Here is a 16,794-nt window from a genome sequence, read left to right as displayed (position 1 = left end):
TACACGTTCGCTGATTCCAAAGGGTTGGTGTTCTACAAAGGCGGCAACGTGACGGAAGAGCAGCATCGCGCCGCGGTCACGTTCATCTCTTGGGTGTGGGGCAAGGAGAACAACGCCCAGACGGACCTTGACTGGTACAAGACGACCGGAATGCTCCCGGTACGCGGAGACACGATGGACAATCCCGTCCTTGCCCAGTACATCGGCCAGAAGCAGGTGTTGCAGGATGAGGCGGAGATGGTGAAGAACTCCATTCCGGCGATGGCGGATGCCCATATTTCCGAAATCCTCACCGCAATGGGAGAAGGCGGCCTTTCCCAATACGTTTCCGATTCCACCAAGAACACGTCGCTTGTTCCCCTGGATGCCACAACGTACGTACAGGGTATGATGGAAGCGATGAAAACGGCGGGATCGCTGCAATGATCGATTGGTCCCGGGAGGTTCCCGCATGAAAACAGACAGACAGTCCAGCAGGACGGGATGGCTCTTTTCCGTTCCGTTTCTTCTCAATCTCTTCGTGCTGTTTGCCATACCGCTCGTCTGGGCGGTATGGTTGGCGGGAACTGACTGGAACCTGATGTCCCTTTCCTGGAATTGGGTGGGGCTTGCCAATCTCAAGACGGCGCTGCGTGACGCGAATGTGCACAAGGTGTTTGTCAACGGATTGAAGTACCTGGTGGCCATCGTGCCGTTGGTTTGTGTCATCGGCATGCTGGTCGCCGAGGTGCTGCATCATCTCCCATCCCAGGTAAAAGGGATCTTCTCCGTGATTTTCTTCATCCCGTATCTGACCAGTGGCGTCGCCACCAGTGTGTTTGTCCGCTATTTCCTGAGTTACAGTTCTTCGTTGAACGTCTGGCTCCGTACGCGGTTCGGACTGACGGTCCAATGGTTCACTAATCCTCATACCGCCTTCTGGGTGATCGTTTTCATCATCGTCTGGAAGGTGTCCGGCTATTACGCGTTGTTCCTGTTCTCCTCGTTGGAGTCGATCCCGCCTGAGATTGGAGAGGCTGCGGAGATTGATGGAGCCACAGGATTGAAACGGTTTTTCAAGGTGACACTTCCCATGATTGCTTCATCGATGCAGAGCGTCATCATGCTGGCGACCGGTCTGGTGTACAGCATCTTCAGCGAACCATATTTGCTCACCGGGGGAGGACCGCAGAAGGCGACGCTCTCCTGGCAGTTGCTCCTGTATAACACGTCATTCGTCGGTTTCCGCTCTGGCTATGGTGCGATGATCGCCATTCTTCTGGGACTGTGTATTTTTGTGACGCTTCGGATTGTGGTTGGCGTGACCAACCGGTTCGTTGATGTGGAGAGGTAAAGATGGCACGAAAGAAAACAAAAACGAAATGGGTGGCGTTGGTCATTGCGCTTCTCTTGGCGTTTGTGGCGCTATTTCCCTACTACTACATGGTGATGCAGTCGCTGACTCCTTGGAAGCAGGTCGACGCATCCGTATTGCCTTCCGGGTTCACCATGGACAGTTATCGCTATCTGATGACCAACGGTGGCAGTGGGAACCGGATGATGTGGTTGCGGGCCATGGCCAACTCCTTGCTTGTCAGCATCGTCTCCACCTGTTTTTCCGTGGCGACCGGTCTTTTGACCGCCTACGCCATGACGAAGATCCGTTTTGCCGCTGCCCATGCGTTGTATGAGATCCTGTTGTTCCAGATGTTCTTCCCGACCATCATCCTGTTGGTTCCGCAGTACATGTTGCTGAAACCATTGGTCAATACATATGCCGGAATGATCATCCCGTACATCGTTTCCCTGTGGGCCGTCCTGATGTACTACAATTACTTCCGTACGCTTGCTTCCGACATGTTCGAGTCGGCCAGGATTGATGGAGCGAGCGAACTGCGCATCGCCTTTTCCATTGCGTTTCCTGTCTGTCGTTCCTTGTCCGTGATCGTCTTCCTTTCCGTATTCCTAGGGCGTTGGTCGGAACTGATGTGGGATATGCTGATGGCCCCGGATGTGAAGATGCAGACGCTGAACGTGTTGATGACCACCCAGTTCAAGCCCATGGGCAACCTGCCCGGGCCGATGTATGCCGCTTCGGTGATTCTGACCACTCCTGTGGTTGTCTTGTTCCTGATCTTCTCCCGCAATTTCAAGGAGGGGATCGCCATGCAGTTTAAATAAAAGAGGTCTGTCCATGTGTGTGATGCGAATGAAGGAAAATCCCTTGCTTGTCTGTGCCGACGTGAAGCCGTCCCGCCCCGATTTTACCGTGGTCGGGGTGTTCAACTGCGGTGGGGTACGTACGGAAGAAGGGGTGACGTTGGTCTGCAGAGTCGCCGAGATGTGCTCTGACCGTGGGGATGGTGTCATCCGGATCCCCCATGTCGAAACGGGTGGTACAATTGGCGCAATGGAGTTCAACCGGAGCGACCCGCGCTATGATTTTACCGATCCACGGGCAATCGTGGAACGGGATGGAAGACGGGTGGCGGCCCTTTCCAGCATGTCCAGTTTGCGCAGGGCGTTTGCGCCGGATGGTGTCCATTTCGTCTGCGATGATACGCCGTTGTTCCCGTTGGATCCCCGAAGCGAGGAATGGGGTGCCGAGGATCCCAGGATCACACGGCTTGAGGATGGGCAGTACGCCATGACCTATTCGTCGGTGAGCCGTAACGGAGTGGGGGTGTCGCTTGCATTGAGTGACGATTTGGTCACCTGGAACCGCCAAGGGATGATCCTCCCGCCGGCAAACAAGGATACGGTGATTTTCCCCAAGAAGATTGATGGAACGTGGTGGATGCTTCACCGCCCGATCCTGGATGGTTTGGGCGCTTCGGACATCTGGATCGCCTCATCTTCCGACCTGGTCCACTGGGGTGGCCACCAACATCTTGCCGGATGCCGTACCGGACAGCCGTGGGAGATGCGGAAGATCGGGGCGGGGGCGCACCCGATGGAGGTGGATGCCGGTTGGCTGGTGCTGTACCACGGGGTGGATGAGAAGGAGCACTACCGGGTTGGGGCGTTGCTGTTGGATAAACAGGATCCGAGGAGCGTGTTGGCCCGTACTCCACAACCCATCTTCCAGCCGGAAGAACCCTATGAGCGCAATGGATTCTTCTCCAACACCGTTTTTCCCTGCGCGGCATGGATTGAAGGTGACGAGGTGGTGACGTACTACGGCGGAGCAGACAGCTGTGTCTGTGGTGCCCGCCTGTCGCTTTCCGATATCATGGATTCGTTGGTGTATGGGAGGCGCGCGCTGTGACGTACCGCGTCGCTTCGTTGCTTTCCGCCCACCGTGCATCCTCGGAGATCTCCTCCATCCAGAGGATGCACGTGCAGGGGCTGGATGGTGCGGATGCGTACAATCCCGCCCGTCCGTTGCTAATCGGGGGAAAATGTCTGTTGCCGGTCCGCGTGGAGCCTCGTTCGAGCGAAGATTCCCACGTTCGGTTTCTTGCCAGGCAAACGGATGGCAGTTGGAAGGTGGCGGATGATCTTCCTGCCTTCCGGTTGCAGGACCCGTTCTGGTGCCGGATCGGAGAAAAACTGGTGTTCGGTGGCGTCCATGTGGACTTCTCTCCGTCCGGAACGGTACTGGGATGGCGGACAGACTTTTTGATTGGTCGGACGATCACCACGTTGAAGCTCTGGTTCTCCGGTCCGAAAGGAATGAAGGATATCCGGCTTTGCCCGTTGCCTGAGGGACGTGTGGCGGTGTTCTCCCGTCCGCAAGGCGCGGTGGGGGGCCGGGGGCAGATCGGGTTCACCGTCGCTCCCTCGTTGGATGCGGTTCCTGAGACGATTTCCCAGGCTCCGCTTCTTGGGCTGTTTGATCCGGATGAGTGGGGTGGCGTCAACCAGGCGGTGTTGCTGAAAGATGGGACGATCGGGGTGCTGGGGCATATCGCGTGCTTCTCTCCGGATGGAGCCCGGCACTACTATCCCATGGCTTTTACGTTGGACCCCCGCAGTGCTTCCTTGGTCGTCGAACCTCGGATCCTCATCGAGCGGAGAGAGTTGCTTCCTGGACCTGCCAAGCGTCCGGATCTTGCGGATGTGTTGTTCCCCGGAGGGATGGAGAACGCAGGTTCCCGGATCCGGCTGTACCTTGGGGTAAGTGATGTGGATATCCAGACGGCACTGGTGCCGGATCCTTTCGCCTGACCTCTTCTTCACTCCTCTAGACATTCTTTGGGAGGTGGGGTATGCTAGATGATAGCGCCTTTGTTCTTATAGTGAACGTAAACCTCTACGGAGAAATAAGATAAATGAGTATCATTAAGCCCCATAAACTTGGTGTCATCGCCGGCCCCGGCAGTGAGTATTTCACCGGAAAGGTGGTAAAGCACCTGCGCCGCTTGTATCTGGAGCGGTATGAGAAGCTTTCCGCCGCGCTGGCGCGCCGCCATGGCATGACGGAGGAGGAGATCCTCAAGACGGTCACCCTGATGGATGACCTGAACAGCAAGAGCATCCCCAAATCCAAGTGCCCGACGACATTCCAGGTTCCCGATTTTACCGTCAAGGTGAAGTACACCAAGTTCGCCAATGGGGAGGAGAAGGCGGAGATTCTGGATCCGGTCAGAGGACTGAGGGTCTACATCATCTACGATATGGCCAACGAGGAACCGATCCAGGTGGCGGGGTGTGACCAACCGGTCAAGCTCTCCGTCAACGATCATCTGATGTTCCTGTTCACTACGGTCAATGCCGTGCAGTTGGCCGGCGCTGATTCCATCACGTTGGTGCTTCCCACCTATCCGTACGCCCGCCAGCACAAGAAGGCGTCACGCGAGGCGTTGACGGCCAGCATGTTCGGCCATATGTGCGAGATGCTCGGTGTGGAGCGGATCATCACGCTGGACATCCACAGCAGGGAGATCGAGAACAGTTTCACCCATCTGAAGCTGGAGAACCTCCACGGTTCGTACCAGACGTTGATCGCCCTGCACAAGATCATCGATTTCAACGACCCCGACCTGGTGGTCGTCTCTCCGGATACCGGAGCCGTTTCCCGCAACAAGTTCTACGCCCAGGCGTTGCATCGCCCATTGGCCATGCTGTACAAGGAGCGGGATTATTCCGTCGTCTCCACCAGCGCAAAGACGAGCAACATCAAGAGCATCAACCTGCTGGGGGATGTGCGTGGCAAGACGGTGCTGATGGCCGACGACATGATCGCCACCGGTGGCACGATGCTGCTGGCCATGCGCGAGCTGAAGAACCTTGGGGCGAAGAAGATCATCTGTATGATCAGCCTGCCGTTCTTCAACGCCGGCGCGGTGGATACGTTCGACCAGGCGTACAAGGAAGGGGTGTTCTACCGGATCATCGGGACCAACGCCGTCTACCATGGGCACGACCTCCTGGACAAGGAGTGGTACGTGCAGGCGGACATCACCGAATTGTTCGCCCGGATCATCAGCCGTCTGCACCATGGCCGGTCGATCAGTCCGTTGCTGGACAACCGTAAATTCATTCAGATTCTCATTGATAACAGCCAACAGGGAACCGCCCCGGCCGCTGATGAGGCAGCGAGCGCTACGAACCCGGATCACGCTGAGTGATCGGCATGATCCGGGTCATTCCACTTCATGGACCACGTCGTTGACGTACGGCCCATGATGCTTTTTCCTATGCGGATTTCAGGAGTGTAGCGTTATGCAAATGTCTCGTCGTATTACTGGTTTCCAATGTTCCCCCATCAGAAGGTTGTCCCCATATGCCAGGCTGGCCGAGCTGGAGGGAAAGCACGTCTATCATTTGAATATCGGACAGCCCGATATCAAGACCCCGCCCCAGGTGCTGGACGCCATCCACGGCTACAGCGAACAGACCATCGCCTATGGCGCCAGTGAAGGGTTGGAGGCGTTGCGGGAGGGACTTCCCAAGTATTACGCCAAATACGGCCTTTCCGTGGAGCCGGATGATATTTTGATCACCACCGGTGGTTCGGAAGCCATCCAGTTCGCCTTCATGACGCTGTGTGATCCGTACGACGAGGTGATCATCCCCTGAGCCGTACTACACCAACGTCGATTCGTTCGCCAAGGTCGCCATGGTCAACCTGGTGCCGGTGACCAGCAAGTTTGAGGACGGGTTCGCCCTGCCTCCGATCAGCGAGTTCGCCAAGAAGATCACCCGCAAGACAGGGGCGATTCTGCTCTGCTCCCCCAACAACCCCACCGGGCACGTGTATACCAGGAATGAGTTGCTGGCGTTGCTCAAGCTGGTCAAGGAACACGACATCTTCCTGATCGTCGATGAGGTGTACCGGGAGTTCTGCTACGATGGCAAACAGTTCACCTCGATCCTCAGCTTCCCGGAGTATGCCGACCGGGTGATCTGCATCGACAGTTTCTCCAAGCGCTACAGCATGTGCGGTTCCCGGATCGGAGCATTGGTTTCCAAGAACCGTGAGGTGCTGGAGTCTGCGTTGAAGCTTTCCCAGGCGCGGCTTTGCCCGCCGGATATCGAGCAGGTCGCAGCCTTGGCCGCGTTGGATACGGATGATTCCTACATCGCCGAGGTACGTGCCGAATATCAGCTTCGCCGGGATATTCTGGTAGAGGGGTTGAACAAGATCGAGAACGTCAAGTGCCAGTGTCCCAAAGGCGCGTTCTACCTGGTCGCCGAACTTCCGGTGGACGACGCGGAGAAGTTCTCCATCTTCATGCTGAAGGATTTCTCGTTGGATGGGGAGACGGTGATGCTTGCTCCGTGCGAGGATTTCTACGTGACCAAGGGGATCGGTCGCAGGCAGGTGCGCCTTGCCTATGTGATCAACCCGGAGGCGCTCCGTCATTCCCTCAGATGTCTGGATGCGGGGTTGAAAGCATACCGCAAGAACGTGATGAAGGTTGACGCATGATCGAAGGTCCCCGGGACATGAAGGCGGCAGGGCACCTTTCCGCCCTGTTCACCGTCTTCGTGTGGGGGGTGACGTTCGTTTCTTCGAAGGTGCTTCTTGATATCCTCACTCCGGAACAGCTGTTGTTCGGCCGGATGTTCGTCGGATACCTGGCCTTGTGGGTCGTCCAGCCGCATCGGATACGCCTGAAGGATTCCAAGGATATCTGGCTGTTTGTCGGAGCGGGATCGCTCGGGGTGTTCCTGTACTATTTTCTGGAAAACACCGCGTTGACGTTCAGCTACGCAAGCAACGTCGGGGTGATCGTCAGCATCGCGCCGGTATTCACCGTGCTCTGTTGTTCCGTGGCGTTCCACCAACCGTTGAAGAAGCAGTACTTCATCGGATTCGTCGTGGCAATCGCCGGCATCGCGTTGATCTCATTCAACGAATCCACCAATCTGAAGCTCAACCCCCTGGGGGATATCCTTGCCCTTGGCGCCGCCGCGACGTGGGGCGGCTATTCCGTCTTCGCCCGGAAGATCACGGAGAAGGGATACGCCGTCATCCCTGCCACCCGCCTGATGTTCCTTCCCGGCCTGGTGTTGATTCTTCTGGCCAATTTGATCCATCCCGCGCCCCTGCAGACGGCCCAGCTGTTCAGCTGGCCGTACCTGAAGCACCTGCTGTTTCTGGGTGTGGTGGCCTCCGGCATGTGCTTCGTCACCTGGAACTATTCCCTTCTGGCGTTGGGGGCGATTACGGGATCGTTCTATATTTACCTCTGTCCGGTGATCACCATGGTATGCTCGGCCATCTGGCTTGGTGAGGTGATCACCCCGCTGGCCATCTGGGGTACCGTCCTGACGTTGTTGGGGCTGGCGGTCAGCGAGGTGAGGTTGCCATTCCGTAAGCGGACAGTACACACCGCATCTTGATCACCTTCATTAAAAATTGCGCCATGCCTATTTCGGTGGTAAACTGAAAGACGAGGCGCATGGCTTTTGCCATGCCCTCTGTCCAGGAGGCGCCGGATGATTGTTTCCTTGCAGAGTGTCTTGCAGTTCGCCCAACAGAAAGGCATTGCCGTCGGGGCGTTCAATGTCACCAATATGGAATCGATTCGTGCCATCATTGGTGCGGCCGAAGAGACGAAAAAACCGGTCATCCTTAATTGGGCGGAAGTACATGCGCCCTACATCTCGATGGAAGAAGCCATCAATCTGATGCTGTTCTATGGCGGAAGAGCGTCTGTGCCGGTCTGCCTGAATCTGGATCACGGCTCATCGTTCGAGTCCTGTACCAAGGCGATGCATCTGGGCTTCACCGGCGTGATGATCGATGCATCCTCCAAGCCGTTTGACGAGAATGTGGCCATCACCAAGGAAGTGGTGCATGAAGCGCACGCTTTGGGGGTCGGAGTGGAGGCGGAACTGGGGCACATTCTCTCCCAGGAGCACGGACAGACGGCAGAGACGGTGAACAAGGATCAGACGTACACCCATCCCCAGGAAGCGAAGAAGTTCGCCGACCTGACCGGTGTCGACGCCTTGGCCATTTCCTTCGGGACCGCCCATGGACTGTATCTGGGAAAGCCCGTTCTGGATCTGAACCGGATCACCCTATGTCGGCAGGCGAAGGACATGCCGTATGTGATGCACGGTGGCTCGGGTCTTTCCAAGGAGGAATTCCAGACGGCGGTACGGAACGGCATCCGGAAGATCAACTTCTATACGTACATGAGTCTGGCAGGCGGGGAAGCGGTCAAAAAAGCGATGGATACCAAACATCCTGGCGATCATATTTTCTTCCATGACATTCCGGATGTTGCCGTCAAGGCAATGCAGGAATGCGTCAAGACGGCAATTCTGACCTTCGCGTTGGAAATCTGAGGGAATATGCAGAACGGAATCGTTGTCGCGGGGCCATTGATCGTCGACCAGCATTACGCTGTGGAGCGGTATCCCAAGGAAGGGACGCTGTCGTTGATCACCGCCACATCCCGTGATATGGGTGGGGCGGGAAATGTGGTTGGATCCTTGTCCCGGCTGGATGGAACCATGCCGCTTCATGTCACCGGTTTTCTTGGCAACGACGCCAATGGAAGGTTCCTCAAGGATACGGTACGGACGCGTTTTCCCAATGTGTCCTTGGATTGGCTGGTTGAGGAAGGGGAGAACTCCTTTACCGTCATCATCGATTCGCTGGACAGCAGGGAACGTACGTTTCTTTCTTTGAAAGGTTCTGCAGAGCGGATGGCGGACGCCACCCTCCCGTGGGATCGCATTGGTGGTGACATCTTCCTGTTGGAATATCTGTTGATGGGTTTGGCGATGGATGGAAGGGATCCTGAGTACGGCACTGATGCCGCCCGGATCCTGCATCATGCCCGTCAGAAAGGCATGCGCACCGCGGTCGACCTTGTCTCCCATCCGGGACCTGAAGCCGCGCGGATCTGCCGTGACGCGTTCGCCTACGCGGATATTTGTGCCATCAACGAGATCGAGGCGGAAGCCGCCACGGGAATTTCGTTCGTCCATGAGGGAGGTGTGGACGAATCGGCGGTGAAAAAGGTGTTGGGCGCCATGCGGAACATGGGGGTCGCCCAATGGGTGGTCATCCACATGCCGTTGTACTGTTATGGGTTGGATGTACAGAGCGGCAGGTTTTTGAAGATGCCTACGTTGGATCTTCCCCAAAGTTTCATCAAAGGAAAAACAGGGGCGGGGGACGCGTTTCTGGCCGGGTTGTTGTACACCGCGTGGCAGGGCAAGCCATTGGATGAAGGAATCGCCATGGGCGTCGCCGCGTCTTCCAGTTCGTTGGCCGGGGTGAACGGAACGGATACCGTGTTGCCGTATACGAAGTTACCGGGCCTGCTTTCCCGATTCGGGGGACAACCCAAAGCGACTTCATTTTGACGGCAAAAAATCTTGCAGAACACCTATACAAATGATAGTATCCATTTGTATGGATACCCAAGCGAAGCTGGACATCCTTTCCCGGGATGCCCAATATGATCTTTCCTGTGCATGCGGGACGAAGGACCCGCGGGAACACCGTGTCCGGAACCAGACGGGGGAAGGGTGGCTGTACCCGATGACCACCGCCAGTGGCGGGGCGGGCATCATCCTGAAGACCCTCTTGGGAAACCGGTGCGTCAATGACTGCAAATACTGCCCGCTTCGCCGGCAGAATGATTTCCGGCCGGTTGCCGTCTCTCCGGTTGAGATGGCTTCTTTTTTCTATCAGTTCCAATTGCACCGCCCGTTGTTGGGGCTGTTTCTTTCCTCGGCGGTGATGGGGGATGGGGAAAAGACGATGCAGATGCTGGTCGATACGGCGCGGATTCTCCGGGCCAAATACCAGTACAAAGGGTACATCCATCTGAAGGTGATCCCCGGGGCGTCTCCCGCAAGCATTGATGCCGCGCTCCGGTACGCTTCTGCCGTCTCGCTGAACATTGAGACGCCCGGTGCATCCCATTTTCGTCTGCTCACCGAGCGAAAGGATTACCACAAGGACATCATTGAACCGCTGAAATACATCGCTTCCCACACCGGCAGGGGAACCGCCCATCCCCGGGTGAAGACGACCAGCCAGTTCATCGTCGGGGCAGGGGACGAATCGGATCGGGAGATCGTCTCGTACTGTGGCGCAATGTACCAGGACCTTCACATGGAGCGGTTGTACTTTTCCGCCTACCAGCGGGGGTTGGGGGATGCGGATCTTCCCGGAGAGCGCCAGGCTCCGGTAGTGGTGCGCAAGGATGGAGAGCTGTTCGGGACGGATGTCTCCGCACAGGCGTCCCTTCTTCGGGAACATCGGTTGTACCAGACGGATTTCCTGCTTCGCAAGTACCATTTCTCCAGTGACGAGATCCTGTTCGGACCGGATGGCAACCTGTCATTGGACAAGGATCCTAAACTGGTCTGGGCCGAGGCGCATCCTGAGTTTTATCCCGTTTCCGTACGCACGGCGAGTTTGGACCAATTGCTCCGTGTCCCGGGCATCGGTCCGCAGTACGCCAAGCGGATCGTGAACCTGCGGAAATCCTGCTCGTTCGGTTCGTTGGACGCCCTTCCGCTTCCCCAATTCGCAAAAGCGCGCAGCAAAGGCTTCCTGATCCTGTAGCATCAAATGCCGCTTCCCGATACCATAGGGGGCATGGTCTCCCAGAGTGTTTCGTTTTTCCTCCTGCAGGCGGTCTTCACCATCACCAACATGTACCTGCAGGTGGTATTGAAGAACCAAGGGTTCTCCTATGCGATGATCGGGGTGATGTTCGCCGTCTTCGAGCTCTCCGGGATGGGCGGGCAGGTTGCCACCGGTTGGTTTGTCGACCGGACGGGAAAAATGCGGCTGACCCAACTGGTGTGCATGGCCGTCACCGTCGGCGCCATGGCGCTTCTCATCCGGACGGGAGCATTCCTTCCGGGATTGTTGCTGCTTGTCCTGCTGGGGTTTTTCCTCAATTCGTCCCTCACGTTGCAGGACGCGTCGGCGAACCAGTTCGGCAAGGGACAGCCGGATGTCTACAGCATCATCCGTTCCGCCGGAACCATCGGCTGTACCTTTTTCAGCTTGGTGTACGCACTGATGGCTCGTCCGGTGGCGTCGGACAACCAGGATATCTTCCGTTTTCTTGCCTTCGGTTCCCTGCTGTACATCCCCACGTTGCTGGTCATGGGCCGGGACACGCCTCGGGTGAAACCGAAGGACGCACCCCGCTCTCGGGACAGGTGGTTTGACACGTCGTTCGTCCTTGCCATCGGATGCATTTTCCTCTCCCGTTTTTCCCTGGCCACCGTCCGGTTCCTTCCCCTGTACGCCATCGAGGAGTTGGGCTATGACCGGGTGACGATGCTGCAGGTCGCTTCCACCGCCTCGGAATTCGTCGCCATGCTTGCCGCAGGGTATCTGATGCAGAAGAAATCCGTACAGCCGGTTACGTTGCTGTTCCTTGCTTCGGTGGGATGCATCGTCCGGCAGATCTGCTACGCCCTGATCCCTTCCGTCGCCGGCGTGATGATCGGGCAATGCTTCCACAGCCTCTGCTTCGGGTTCTTCCAGCCTGCCATGGTTCGGTTCGTCACGCTTCACGTCCACAAGGATCATACCGCCCAGGGGCTCTCCCTGTGCCAGTCGTTGGGGAGCGGACTGGGAGGAATGGTCGGGGAGTTCGCCTGCGGTCTGTTGATCCAGGCGGTCGGATACCGCGCAATGTTCCTGTGGTACGCTCTTCCCGCGGCGCTTTCCGCCGTTTTGTTCGTTGTGCTGAAAGCACGACTGCAAACGGTTGAGGAAACGTGAAAGGTGATGATACTATACAAGTAGGTGGCAGGCGGTGAAAAGCAGTCAGAATTGGGATTTCAGCAATGTCGGGGATATTCCCACCGACAAGATCCAACGGAACATCCGAGAAGTGACGGTGTATCTGGACAACGACATCCGTCAGATGGTGGCGATCCTCAGCCGATACGCCCCGTTGGAAATGCTCAAACTTGCCTGTTGGGAGGAGCATCGGGTACTCTCCTCGGGGAGTGATGAAGAGATCCGCCTGGCAAGCGCCTTGGTGCGGTTCCTGCAGAACGCCTACTGTCTTGCCGGGATGGGGCCAGCTACGGACCGCAATATCCCTCCCAAAGAGTATCGGCGGTTGACTGAACTTTTTGAGGATCTGTTCCGCAGATGTTGCCGGTACATCGACAACACCTGTTTGGCGGCGCGGAACGCCGCGGGTGGCGTCAAAGGAAGCGTGTTGTCCGCCTACCAGGATTCCGTCATGGAGTTCTGTTTCCCCACCCCGATGGAATTGGATGAGATCCCCCGGCATGTGCGCTCGTTGCGGCTCTCCCTGCAGCCGTTCAACGATGCCATTTCCCAGACGTTCACCGGAGGTCTGGATGGGTTGCTCACCGCGTTCTCCGCGTTGGTCACCCAGGGCAGGACGGGACTGGACACCTTGGAAGCGGACAGTCGTGTCTACAAGAAGGACATGGAGCAGAAGCTGAAGGAACTCCGTGCGCTCACGGACACCTATGCCGAGGAGAAGGAGCTGGTCGACCAAGTGGTGCGTCGTGAGCATTGGGAGGAGCGGGTGCGGTCCCTGTTGGGTCGCCGTGACGGATACGACCTGTACGAAGTGACACGGTACGCATCCTTGGCCCCGGAAGACCTTGCGTTGCTCTCCGTGCCGTTGTGTTCCGATGAGAGCGACGCCAGCCTGTATCCGATGGATGACCGGGTCTCGGCAAGTCGGCCGTTCCTTGAAGCAGCCGGCCACTTCTTCTGTTTTGACACCAACCATCTGCTGGATGACCTTCCCCGGATCGTCAAGGAACAGGTGCTCGCCAAAGGGGTGCTCTCCGCAGAAGAATGGGAGAAGATTGAACGGGAACAGCAGGTGATGCAGCCGGTGACGATGATCCACGCGTTGTTCGGCTCCACCGGATTCGTGCGGAATACGTCAGGGTTTGACGCCCTGTTTGATTTCTCCGATACCCAGGTAGGACTGAACGTCCTGCCTCCGCTTCCTGTCGATCCTCTGCTGGATGGCCGCGCATCGCTCCTTGCCTTCTCCCAGGGAAGACAGACCATCGCGCGGGCGAAGACACAGCGCACCCCGGTGATCATCGTGGATGAGAACCATGTGGATGACTATCCCACCGACTTGGTGGACAACGTGCTGTTCCTTTCGTTCCCCCAACTCGCAGGGCTTTCCCAGGATCCCGATACGCTGCGTGCCTGCAAAGAGGCGTTGGGGCTGGTTCCGCCCCGGCAGGAAGATGACGACGAACTGGATACGGCGGAATCGATTCTCCGGGATGAATCGGAACCCGACGAGGATGTGCCGGTGGAGGACGAAGGGGAGCCTGATGAACCAGACGAACCGGATGATCCTGATTTCTCCATCCTGAACGGAGAGACGGTGGATGAAGACCAGGTGGAGGAAAAGCATACGGATGACGAGTTGGACGAGGACGACACCAAAGAGATGATCGATCCCCATGACGACGACGAGTTGCCGCCTCAGGAGAAACACGAGGAGACCAACAAGCCGTATTCGTTCTTCACGTTGCTCTCCGAGATTGCCGGAGGAAGGGAGGAGAAGCCGGAGAAGCCGGAGAATCCGCCCCAGGAGGGAAATCATCCCGATTGGCCGGCGAAACCTGCGACCGAAGACATCCAACCTGATCTCTTCCAAGGCAGGGAGGATATTCTGGAAGCGGCCGCGGAAACCGTGGAGGACAAGACGGAAGCGGACGTCACACCTCCAACGGAACCAGAAGAGGAACAACCCGTTCCAGCCGCCCAGGCCGAAGCAACGGGAGAACCTACGCAAGAGGTTTCTGTGGAGAAAATACCGGGTACGGAAGCTGTACCGGAAGCAAAAGAGGAATCTCCTGTGGCGCCTCCGGTCGGTCATGATGTGATTCCATCCGAGGTGCCCGTACAGGAAACTCCTGCCACTTCTTCAGAAGAAACAATTCCATCCGACCATCCTGCACCCGCACCGGAAACCCTGGTGGAAGAGACACCCAAGGAACCGGAAGTGGTGGATGCACTGTTGGATGGCAAGCAGATTCCCTCCCGTCTTCGGGACGCGCTGGTGATGCTGAAGACCCATGAGGGGCGCTTTTTCACGTGGTGCAAGGAAGGAGACCCTTCGCTGCTTTCCGCGTCCGCTTCGTTGATCGACAAGGCGCTGGATGCCCAGCGGATGGATGGGAAGGACAAGATGTTCACCATCAGTCCGTTCGGACTCACCGTGATCCTTTCCGCCGGCAGGGATGACCAGGTCAGTACGTTTGACCGCAGGGCCAACATCGGAGCCATCATGTACGCCGACAAGAAGGATGACTGGGGATGCGTCACGTTGGAGTATGACCGGGAAGGGCATCTGATCAAAGCGTCTGAGGAAGAAATCAAGCGGCAGAGCTATTCCGCAGGGGATTGGAAGTACGTCTCCACCATCGGGGAGCGGCTTCTGGCCAAAAGGAAGAAAGCATGAGCGAGGTGCTTCAGGCACACCTTGCCGTGGCGGTGGATGCCGCCCGCAAGGCCGGCGCTTTGGCCGTATCCCTGGCGGAGAAGGGGAATCTTCTGATCTCGGAGAAGCACGTCAATGATTTTGTCACCAACGCCGACAAGGCGTGTGAGGATCTGATCATCCGGGCGATCAAAGAAACGTTTCCCGATGAGGAGATTTTCGGGGAGGAGAGCGGAACCCACCATGGAACTTTGGCAGGCCGGTGGGTGATCGATCCGATCGACGGGACGACCAACTACATGCATGGGATTCCCGACTGGACGATCAGCATCGCATGGGAAACCGAACCGTTCGACCCGCTCATTGGTGTGGTGTATGTTGTCCGTCAGGATGAGCTGTTCACCGCGGTACGGGGGGAGGGGGCACATCTGAATGGCAAACCGATCTCCGTCTCCCGGACGGTTGATCCTTCCAAGTCCGTCATCGTCTGCGTGCCGCCACACCGCTATCATGAAGCGGCGGATGCGTACTTCCATGCGGAGCAGCGGATCTTCTCCGCCTGCAGTGATATCCGTTCGTTCGGCTCCTGCGCGCTGGAGCTGGCCTACATCGCCGCCGGACGTCTGGATGGCTATTTTGAACGGTTCCTCTGCTACTATGACCTTGCCGCCGGTTGGGCGATCCTCCGTGAAGCGGGGGGAGTGCTCCAGTTTCTTGGAGAGCGGGAAGCGTTGCGGTGTGACCTGGTGGCGTCCAACGGGAAGATCCAGGAGTGGCTTTGGGAGACGGCACAGTGAAGCCCCGCTTGGTAATTTTCGATCTGGACGGGACGTTGCTGGACACTTCCCCGGGGATCTTCGCCACGGCGAAGTACACGATGCGTCGTCTGGGGCTTTCCCCGGATGTTCCCGAGGAACAGATGCGCAAGTTCATCGGGCCTCCCATCGCCCAGTGCTTCAAGGTGGTCTATGATCTTCCCGACCAGTATTTGGATGACGCGTTGGCCATCTACAAGAAGCGGTATGTTTCCGATGGCCAGTACCAGGCGTTGGTCTATCCCGGGATGCAGATGGTGCTGAAGACGTTGAAGGAGCGGGGATATCTTCTTGCCGTCGGGACGCTGAAGAACGAATCCACTGCGGTGAACATGATGCGCCATTACGCGCTGGCGCCGTATTTCGTTTCGATCCACGGGGACTTCTCCACCCTCGCTGGGGGGAGGACCAAGGCGGATGTACTCCGTCTGGTACTCTCAGACACCCATGTGAAGCCGGAGGAAGCAGTGTTGGTCGGGGATACCACCCACGACCAGAACGGCGCGAACGTCGCCGGGGTGGGGTTCGTCCCGGTCACCTACGGATTCGGGTTTTCCCGAATCTCCGCGCCCCAGGGAAGCGTCGCTTCCCCCCAGGAGTTGCTTACTCGATTCCCTTGAACAGGCGCTTTGCCTGTTCCATCGCTTCCATGTTGTCCGCCGCAAGGTGGTCGTCATCGGCGCTGACGGGAAGGAAGCCGTCGTACGACATGCCGGTGTAGGTTGCGATCTCCTTGAACTGCCGGTCGATCAACGAATACTGGATGCCGTTCACCGCGTCCTCTCCGACGGCGATGACGTACAGGTGCTTGCCGGTGAACGCTGCTTTCGGTAACAGATACAGACGATCAATGAACAGCTTGGTCTGTGCGGTGATGCCCCACCAGTAGACGCTGGTGGCGAAGCAGACGGCATCCGCCGCGGCGAAATCCTTGGCAAGGGGAATCATGTCGTCATCCCAGATGCAGGAACCCTCTTCCTCCTTGCAGTGGTCGCATCCCTGGCAGGGATGGATGACCGCAGCGTTCAGCTTGACTTTCTTCACGTGACAGCTGTGGGACGCCGCCACGGCGAACGCGTCAGCAAGGGTGGCGGAATTGCCAAATGTACGGGGAGAACCGTAGTAGATGATCATGGTGGGTTGCATAAGAC

17 protein-coding genes are annotated in these 16,794 nt (G+C 57.4%); 16 read left to right on the top strand and 1 reads right to left on the bottom strand.

The window, feature by feature from the left end; translation table 11 throughout:
- The 16 genes from LKE28_09635 to LKE28_09560 all read left to right on the top strand — a co-directional run.
- On the top strand, positions 1-426 hold a 426-nt coding region (locus tag LKE28_09635), incomplete at its 5' end, for a hypothetical protein (GenBank protein ID MCH3908474.1).
- A gap of 25 nt (positions 427-451) precedes the next feature.
- Positions 452-1,333, top strand: a complete 882-nt coding sequence (locus LKE28_09630; protein MCH3908473.1) for a sugar ABC transporter permease — start codon at positions 452-454, stop codon at positions 1,331-1,333.
- A gap of 2 nt (positions 1,334-1,335) precedes the next feature.
- A complete protein-coding gene (locus LKE28_09625) occupies positions 1,336-2,160 on the top strand; it encodes a carbohydrate ABC transporter permease (protein MCH3908472.1) in 825 nt (274 codons plus the stop codon).
- 22 nt (positions 2,161-2,182) lie between these two features.
- Positions 2,183-3,247: a glycoside hydrolase family 130 protein gene (locus LKE28_09620; protein MCH3908471.1), complete on the top strand. Its 1,065-nt coding sequence runs from the start codon at positions 2,183-2,185 to the stop codon at positions 3,245-3,247.
- The gene (locus LKE28_09615) at positions 3,244-4,149 is read left to right on the top strand and encodes a DUF1861 family protein (GenBank protein ID MCH3908470.1); all 906 of its coding nucleotides are present in this window, start codon (positions 3,244-3,246) and stop codon (positions 4,147-4,149) included. The genes LKE28_09620 and LKE28_09615 overlap by 4 nt, the downstream gene beginning before the upstream one ends.
- A 104-nt stretch (positions 4,150-4,253) precedes the next feature.
- Positions 4,254-5,552: a ribose-phosphate diphosphokinase gene (gene prs / locus LKE28_09610; GenBank protein MCH3908469.1), complete on the top strand. Its 1,299-nt coding sequence runs from the start codon at positions 4,254-4,256 to the stop codon at positions 5,550-5,552.
- A gap of 196 nt (positions 5,553-5,748) precedes the next feature.
- The gene (locus LKE28_09605; protein MCH3908468.1) at positions 5,749-6,003 is read left to right on the top strand and encodes an aminotransferase class I/II-fold pyridoxal phosphate-dependent enzyme; all 255 of its coding nucleotides are present in this window, start codon (positions 5,749-5,751) and stop codon (positions 6,001-6,003) included.
- A gap of 40 nt (positions 6,004-6,043) precedes the next feature.
- On the top strand, positions 6,044-6,856 hold the full coding sequence (locus tag LKE28_09600) for an aminotransferase class I/II-fold pyridoxal phosphate-dependent enzyme (GenBank protein MCH3908467.1): 813 nt from the start codon (positions 6,044-6,046) through the stop codon (positions 6,854-6,856).
- Positions 6,853-7,773 (top strand): DMT family transporter, encoded by a 921-nt coding sequence (locus LKE28_09595; GenBank protein MCH3908466.1) that lies wholly within the window; start codon positions 6,853-6,855, stop codon positions 7,771-7,773. Before LKE28_09600 ends, LKE28_09595 begins: the two co-directional genes overlap by 4 nt.
- A 96-nt stretch (positions 7,774-7,869) precedes the next feature.
- Complete coding sequence (locus tag LKE28_09590) at positions 7,870-8,727, top strand: class II fructose-bisphosphate aldolase (protein MCH3908465.1); 858 nt, start codon at positions 7,870-7,872, stop codon at positions 8,725-8,727.
- Positions 8,728-8,733: 6 nt separating this feature from the next.
- The gene (locus tag LKE28_09585; protein ID MCH3908464.1) at positions 8,734-9,756 is read left to right on the top strand and encodes a carbohydrate kinase family protein; all 1,023 of its coding nucleotides are present in this window, start codon (positions 8,734-8,736) and stop codon (positions 9,754-9,756) included.
- 49 nt (positions 9,757-9,805) lie between these two features.
- Entirely contained in the window at positions 9,806-10,969 is a 1,164-nt protein-coding gene (locus LKE28_09580; protein ID MCH3908463.1) for a helix-hairpin-helix domain-containing protein, read from the top strand.
- A 33-nt stretch (positions 10,970-11,002) separates the two neighbouring features.
- On the top strand, positions 11,003-12,148 hold the full coding sequence (locus LKE28_09575) for an MFS transporter (protein MCH3908462.1): 1,146 nt from the start codon (positions 11,003-11,005) through the stop codon (positions 12,146-12,148).
- Positions 12,149-12,182: 34 nt separating this feature from the next.
- Positions 12,183-14,849 (top strand): hypothetical protein, encoded by a 2,667-nt coding sequence (locus LKE28_09570; GenBank protein MCH3908461.1) that lies wholly within the window; start codon positions 12,183-12,185, stop codon positions 14,847-14,849.
- Positions 14,846-15,625 (top strand): inositol monophosphatase, encoded by a 780-nt coding sequence (locus LKE28_09565; GenBank protein MCH3908460.1) that lies wholly within the window; start codon positions 14,846-14,848, stop codon positions 15,623-15,625. The genes LKE28_09570 and LKE28_09565 overlap by 4 nt, the downstream gene beginning before the upstream one ends.
- Positions 15,607-16,263, top strand: a complete 657-nt coding sequence (locus LKE28_09560; protein MCH3908459.1) for an HAD hydrolase-like protein — start codon at positions 15,607-15,609, stop codon at positions 16,261-16,263. Before LKE28_09565 ends, LKE28_09560 begins: the two co-directional genes overlap by 19 nt.
- On the opposite strand, the gene LKE28_09555 is transcribed toward LKE28_09560, so the two are convergent.
- Positions 16,247-16,789 carry a flavodoxin family protein gene (locus LKE28_09555; protein MCH3908458.1) on the bottom strand — a complete coding sequence of 181 codons (543 nt, stop codon included), beginning with the start codon at positions 16,787-16,789 and terminating at the stop codon, positions 16,247-16,249. The two genes, LKE28_09560 and LKE28_09555, sit on opposite strands and share 17 nt — an antisense overlap.
- Between the last annotated feature and the right edge of the window lie 5 nt (positions 16,790-16,794).

It is taken from the genome of Sphaerochaeta sp. (assembly GCA_022482495.1).
GTDB lineage: Bacteria > Spirochaetota > Spirochaetia > Sphaerochaetales > Sphaerochaetaceae > RUG023.
The sequence above is the reverse complement of the archived record's forward strand: the minus strand, read 5'-3'. Positions and strand labels throughout refer to the sequence as shown.

What these genes read in the sequence shown, in the direction of transcription:
- LKE28_09555 (MCH3908458.1), bottom strand. Translation starts at nt 16,789, where the DNA reads ATGCAACCCACCATGATCATCTACTACGGTTCTCCCCGTACATTTGGC.
- LKE28_09630 (MCH3908473.1), top strand. Translation starts at nt 452, where the DNA reads ATGAAAACAGACAGACAGTCCAGCAGGACGGGATGGCTCTTTTCCGTT.
- LKE28_09580 (MCH3908463.1), top strand. Translation starts at nt 9,806, where the DNA reads ATGGATACCCAAGCGAAGCTGGACATCCTTTCCCGGGATGCCCAATAT.
- LKE28_09585 (MCH3908464.1), top strand. Translation starts at nt 8,734, where the DNA reads ATGCAGAACGGAATCGTTGTCGCGGGGCCATTGATCGTCGACCAGCAT.
- LKE28_09575 (MCH3908462.1), top strand. Translation starts at nt 11,003, where the DNA reads ATGGTCTCCCAGAGTGTTTCGTTTTTCCTCCTGCAGGCGGTCTTCACC.
- LKE28_09620 (MCH3908471.1), top strand. Translation starts at nt 2,183, where the DNA reads ATGCGAATGAAGGAAAATCCCTTGCTTGTCTGTGCCGACGTGAAGCCG.
- LKE28_09590 (MCH3908465.1), top strand. Translation starts at nt 7,870, where the DNA reads ATGATTGTTTCCTTGCAGAGTGTCTTGCAGTTCGCCCAACAGAAAGGC.
- LKE28_09595 (MCH3908466.1), top strand. Translation starts at nt 6,853, where the DNA reads ATGATCGAAGGTCCCCGGGACATGAAGGCGGCAGGGCACCTTTCCGCC.
- LKE28_09565 (MCH3908460.1), top strand. Translation starts at nt 14,846, where the DNA reads ATGAGCGAGGTGCTTCAGGCACACCTTGCCGTGGCGGTGGATGCCGCC.
- prs (MCH3908469.1), top strand. Translation starts at nt 4,254, where the DNA reads ATGAGTATCATTAAGCCCCATAAACTTGGTGTCATCGCCGGCCCCGGC.
- LKE28_09625 (MCH3908472.1), top strand. Translation starts at nt 1,336, where the DNA reads ATGGCACGAAAGAAAACAAAAACGAAATGGGTGGCGTTGGTCATTGCG.
- LKE28_09600 (MCH3908467.1), top strand. Translation starts at nt 6,044, where the DNA reads ATGGTCAACCTGGTGCCGGTGACCAGCAAGTTTGAGGACGGGTTCGCC.